This window comes from Arthrobacter sp. 05L45_2 (assembly GCF_056397525.1).
Genome location: NZ_JBFTNO010000221.1, coordinates 1 through 5,247, shown reverse-complemented (window position 1 = coordinate 5,247; position 5,247 = coordinate 1). Strand labels below are relative to the sequence as shown.

Below are 5,247 nucleotides of genomic sequence, written 5' to 3'. Positions count from 1 at the left end.
CTACCGTGTTATAGGACGGAAACCCGCATTCTGGAGGCCCAAACGGCGGTCTAAATGCCGCTGAGAGGCCGCTCGTTCCCCCTGCACGCGCCCAGGGGTACTCCTGCTGGGTGCCTATACGAGTCCGGGGCCTTAAAGCGCCCTACACGGCGTTAGGGCATTTTTCAATAGTTTTGGAAGAAGTGCTTCATACCCGGAGGCCGGACGTGGTTATCCGTAGGTGTCGCGCGGGCCGCGGCCGTTGACGGTGCGGGCACCTTTTCGCCAGCTGGGGGCCGCCGGGCCGAGCACTTGGATGCTGGTCACCACGCCCTCGCCCAGTTCCAGGCGGAACTTTTCCAGCAGGCTCAGGCTCAGGAGCCGAAGCTGCGTGGCCCAGGCCGTGGAATCGCAGCGGACGTGCAGTGTGGTGTCTGTAAAGCTCTCGGGGATGCAGTGGGCTGAAATTTCGGGCCCCACCAGGGCCGGCCACTGGGCCATTACCGATCCCACGGCCACGGGCGATGACCAGCCGCGCTCGGCGACGAGCCGTCCCACGACCTTCCCGAGTCCCAGGGGATCCCGTCCGGTGCCGTGGAACTGGCTGAATCCGCGGGTGCCGCCGCGTGCGGGTTTTTGGGTGGTTCCCGGCCGCGGGGGCGCTTTCCGGCGGATTTCGCCGCGGGCTGCCGCAGCGTCCCGCATGCGGTTCAGAGCCGATTGGGCAGCATCAATCTCGTCAGGATCCCGGCCCGGCTGCAGGCCGCCGTCGGTGCCCTTATTCATTGGTTGTCCGGCTCATCGATTCCTCCGGGAATGACCTTGACCCGCCGCCCGGCCAGTTCCGCCGGGATGTCGTCCTCGACGGCGGCGGTCACCAGGACCTGTTCCGCGCCGGATACTATGGCCGCCAGTTTACGCCGCCGCTGGACATCAAGCTCGGCAAAAACGTCATCGAGGATCAGGATCGGCGCGGACCCTCCGGTGCGGGCGTCGTCCAGCATGACGTAGTAGGAGGCCAGCCGAAGCGACAGACACATGGACCAGGTTTCACCATGGGAGGCATAGCCCTTGGCTGGCGCCTGCCCCAGGATCAGTTCGAGTTCGTCGCGGTGCGGGCCCACCAGGGAAATTCCGCGCTCGAGCTCCCTGCGGCGCGACGCCGCGAACGCCTTGATGTAGCGATCGGTCAACTCCTCCACGCCGAGTGTGCGGAGGTCCTCCGCCACGTCGGGCGGCTCGGTGCCCGACGCCGGACCGACGGATTCGTCGTCGTCGGACATGCCCTGGAGGGTGGAGCGGTACACCGCGCCGGCTGCCTTGGAACCGTCCGTGAGCTGGGCGTAAGCATTTTTCAGGTGTGGCTGGAGCAATTCCACCAGCTCGAGCCTGGCGTGCAGCAGTTCCGCGCCGGCCCGCGCCATGTGCTGGTCCCACACATCCAGTGTTGCTTCATGCCCTGCCGTGAATTTGCCTGCACGGCCGGATTTAAGCAACGCGTTGCGTTGTTTGAGCACCCGGTCGTAATCGCTGCGGGTGGCGGCGTGCCGCGGGACCAGGCTGACCAGCAGTTCGTCGAGGAACCTGCGCCGGTTGGACGGGTCCCCTTTGACCAGGGCCAGATCCTCAGGCGCGAAAAGGACCGTCTGGCAGATTCCCAGAATGTCCCGGGCGCGCACCGGGTTGCTGCGGTTGATCCGGGCCCGGTTGGCGCGTCCGCCGTTGATTTCCAGTTCCAGAACCGTGGGCTGGCCGGCGCGGACCAGCCGGGCCCGGATCATCGCCCGTTCGGTGCCGAACCGCAGCAGCGGAGCGTCGGTACTGACCCGGTGGGAGCTGAGGGTGGCGAGGTAGCCGATCGCTTCCATCAGGTTGGTCTTCCCGATGCCGTTGGAACCCACAAGGACCGTCGCACCCGGGGACAGGCTGAGGTCCACCTGGGCGTAACTGCGGAAATCCGTCAGCGAAAGGTGTTCTAGGTACACGCAGTTTTCAGGATTCCAGGGATTACTTGGCCGGGCGGGTGGCGTGCCCGCCGAATTGGTGGCGCAGGGCCGAGACCATCTTCATGGCCGGTGAGCTGTCCTCGCGGGAAGAGAAGCGCGCAAACAGGGCCGCCGTGATGGCGGGCGCCGGGACGGCGTTGGCGATAGCTTCTTCCACGGTCCAGCGGCCTTCGCCGGAGTCCTCGACATAGTCATCGATGGTTTCCAGGCCCGGATCCTCGTCCAGTGCTTTGACCATCAGGTCCAGCAGCCAGGACCGGACGACCGTGCCCTTCTGCCAGGCGCGGAAAGTGCCGGGCAGGTCGGTGACGATGTCCTTGGCGGCGAGCAGTTCGTAGCCTTCCGCGTACGCCTGCATCAGGCCATACTCGATGCCGTTGTGCACCATCTTCGCGTAGTGCCCGGCGCCGACGCCGCCCACGTGGACAAAGCTGTCAGCGCGGTCGCCCTCGGGGCGGAGCGCATCAAAGACCGGCAGGGCACGTTCGATATCTGCCGGGTCGCCGCCGGCCATCAGGCCGTAGCCGTTTTGCAGGCCCCAGACACCGCCGGAGACGCCACAGTCGGCGAAGCGGATCCCCTTGGCAGCCAGCGCGGCGCCGTGCTTCTGGTCTTCGGTGAACCGGGAGTTACCGCCGTCGATCACGAGGTCACCGGCGTCGAGCTTGTCGCCGAGCTCGGTGATGACGGCGTCGGTGATGTCACCGGAGGGCACCATGACCCAGACCAGCCGGGGCGTCGGCAGGGCGGCAATCAAGTCATCGACGGTGGCTACGTCGGTGACATCAGGATTGCGGTCGAAACCCGTGACCTGGATGCCGCCCTGGCGCAGCCGCTCGCGCATGTTTTTGCCCATTTTTCCAAGGCCGATTAGTCCGATGTGCACGGTGTGAACTCTTTTCTGCGCTGGTGGTGCGGGTAGGCGGAGGATCGCGCCTTAGTTGGGAAGGCGGACCGGCATGACCAGGTAGCGGTAGTCATCCTGGTCCTCGCCGTCGGCGTCCTGCTGGGCGGTGATCATCGCCGGTTTCGGGGCCGTGGTGAAGGAGAAACGCACGAACTTGGTCTCGATGACACTCAGGCCCTCGATCAGGTAGTGCGGATTGAACGCGACCGTGATTTCTTCTCCGGTCAGCTGCGCTTCAAGTTCTTCGGATGCCTGCGCGTCCTCGCCGGTGCCGGCGTCAAGGTGCAGCTGGCCCTCAGTGAAGGCCAGGCGCACCGGGGTGTTACGTTCAGCCACCAGCGAGACACGGCGGACGGCCTCCACCAGCTCCTGGGTCTGGACGGTGGCGTGGATCGGCGTGGAATCCGGGAACAGCGACCGGATTTTCGGGTAGTCCCCGTCCACCAGCAGCGACGTGGTGGTGCGGCCGCCGCTTTCGAAGCCGATCAGCCGGCTGTCATCGTCGGCCAGCGCGAGGTTGATATCCCCGCTGCCGCCCAAGGTCTTGGCGACCTCGTTGAGTGTCTTGGCCTTCACCAGCGCGCTGGTGGAAATCCCCGGCGTCGCCGGCTTCCACGGAACCTCGCGCATGGCGAGGCGGTAGCGGTCGGTGGCCAGCAACGTGATGAGATCGTCCTCGATCTCCATCCGGACACCGGTGAGGATCGGCAGGGTGTCGTCCTTGCTGGCGGCGATGATCACCTGGGACACGGCCTGGGCGAAGGAGTCGCCGGGCACGGTACCGCTGATCGGCGGCAGGGCCGGCAGCGGCGGGTATTCGGTCTCGGGCATGGTTGCCAGGTGGAAGCTGCTTCGCCGGCAGGTGAGGGTGACTTTGTTGCCGTCGGTCTCAATTTCCACCGGGGCGGAGGGCAGGCTGCGGCAAATGTCGGCCAGCAGGCGGCCGGAAACCAGAATGGTGCCCTCGGTGGTGATGTCGGCGGGAATTTCCAGGCGGGCCGAGGTTTCGTAGTCAAAGCTCGAAAGGCTGACAGTGCCGGCCTCGGCTTTGAGGAGCAGCCCGGAAAGCACGGGAACAGGCGGCCGCGGAGACAACGACCGGGCGGTCCAGGTCACGGCTTCGGCCAGGACGTCCCGTTCGACTCTGAACTTCACGGAAGGGTGCCGCCTTTCATTGCTGCTGACATCGCTGATAAATCACTGGGCCATTGCGGCTCCGGGCGTGGTGCCCGATCCGTCAAAAGGCAAGTGCATGCACCCCGGCCGCCCTGCCTCCGCATCCCGCTGCCGGGCTGCGAATGACAAAGAGTGTCCGGGACGGACGCACTGCAGACAGCTTAGCCCCAACATCGGAGTTCTCCCATCCCCGGGTTACACCAGTGTGGTTCCCGGCCAGGCCGGAGTGGGTTGGTTCAGGAGGGTCCGGGGTGGGGCGAGGTTGGGCGGCAAGAAACTGTTGTTTGAGGGAATTTCATTTTCTTGGGATTAGTAGTGTTAATAACTGCTGTGGAAACTGTGGATAACCTGTTCTGAGCGCTGGGATCCGCGGTTAAGCCCTGTTCATGGACTGTGGGCGGAGCAGGTTTTAAACAGGGTGTGGATGGGGACAACATTTTTGGCCGTTTCGCCGATCCACAGACGGCTTAAGGGTTTTAAGCCCATTAAGGCCGGTTGTCCCCTTAACTATCCACAGGGTTGTCCACAGCCCCCTGTTAATAAGGTAAGAGTGCGCGACGCCGAAGCTCAGGAATTGCGCTGCTGCTGCTTGATCCGGTTGGTCAGTTCCGTCACCTGGTTGTAGATCACTCGGCGCTCGGCCATCAGTTCGCGGATCTTCCGGTCTGCGTGGATCACCGTGGTGTGGTCGCGGCCGCCAAGCTCCTGGCCGATCTTCGGCAGCGACATGTCCGTGAGTTCCCGGCAGAGGTACATCGCGATCTGCCGGGCGGTCACCAGGGTCCGGGTGCGGGACTTGCTGCAGAGCTCTTCCATGCTGAGCTTGAAGTAGTCGGCCGTCTGGGTCAGGATCTGGGCCGACGTGATCTCCTGGGCGCCGTCGTCGGTGATGAGGTCCTTGAGCACCATCTCGGCGAGGGCCACGTCCACCGGCTGCCGGTTCAGGCTGGCGAAGGCCGTGACGCGAATGAGGGCTCCTTCGAGTTCGCGGATGTTGCTGGCGATCTTCGACGCGATGTACTCCAGGGCGTCGTCGGGGGCCGAGAGCCCTTCGCTGAGGGCCTTCTTGCGGAGGATCGCGATACGGGTTTCCAGTTCCGGGGGCTGGATGTCGGTCAGCAGGCCCCATTCGAAGCGGGATTTCATGCGGTCCTCGAAGCCTGCGAGCAGCTTGGGGGG

General features: G+C 64.8%; 5 protein-coding genes. All 5 read right to left on the bottom strand.

The genetic code is table 11. The features are described from left to right. Positions 1-210: 210 nt before the first annotated feature. On the bottom strand, positions 211-765 hold the full coding sequence (locus tag AC1DHD_RS14185; RefSeq protein ID WP_476880327.1) for a DciA family protein: 555 nt from the start codon (positions 763-765) through the stop codon (positions 211-213). Beyond that, on the bottom strand, positions 762-1,964 hold the full coding sequence (recF, locus tag AC1DHD_RS14180) for a DNA replication/repair protein RecF (RefSeq protein ID WP_476880326.1): 1,203 nt from the start codon (positions 1,962-1,964) through the stop codon (positions 762-764). The genes AC1DHD_RS14185 and recF overlap by 4 nt, the downstream gene beginning before the upstream one ends. Positions 1,965-1,986: 22 nt before the next feature. Further along, the gene (gene gnd / locus AC1DHD_RS14175; protein WP_476880328.1) at positions 1,987-2,916 is read right to left on the bottom strand and encodes a phosphogluconate dehydrogenase (NAD(+)-dependent, decarboxylating); all 930 of its coding nucleotides are present in this window, start codon (positions 2,914-2,916) and stop codon (positions 1,987-1,989) included. 6 nt (positions 2,917-2,922) lie between these two features. Next, positions 2,923-4,047, bottom strand: a complete 1,125-nt coding sequence (dnaN, locus tag AC1DHD_RS14170) for a DNA polymerase III subunit beta (RefSeq protein ID WP_476880325.1) — start codon at positions 4,045-4,047, stop codon at positions 2,923-2,925. A gap of 588 nt (positions 4,048-4,635) precedes the next feature. Next, positions 4,636-5,247, bottom strand: a 612-nt coding sequence (locus tag AC1DHD_RS14165; RefSeq protein ID WP_476880324.1) for a helix-turn-helix domain-containing protein, incomplete at its 5' end; no start/stop codon positions are given.

What these genes read in the sequence shown, in the direction of transcription:
- AC1DHD_RS14185 (WP_476880327.1), bottom strand. Translation starts at nt 765, where the DNA reads ATGAATAAGGGCACCGACGGCGGCCTGCAGCCGGGCCGGGATCCTGAC.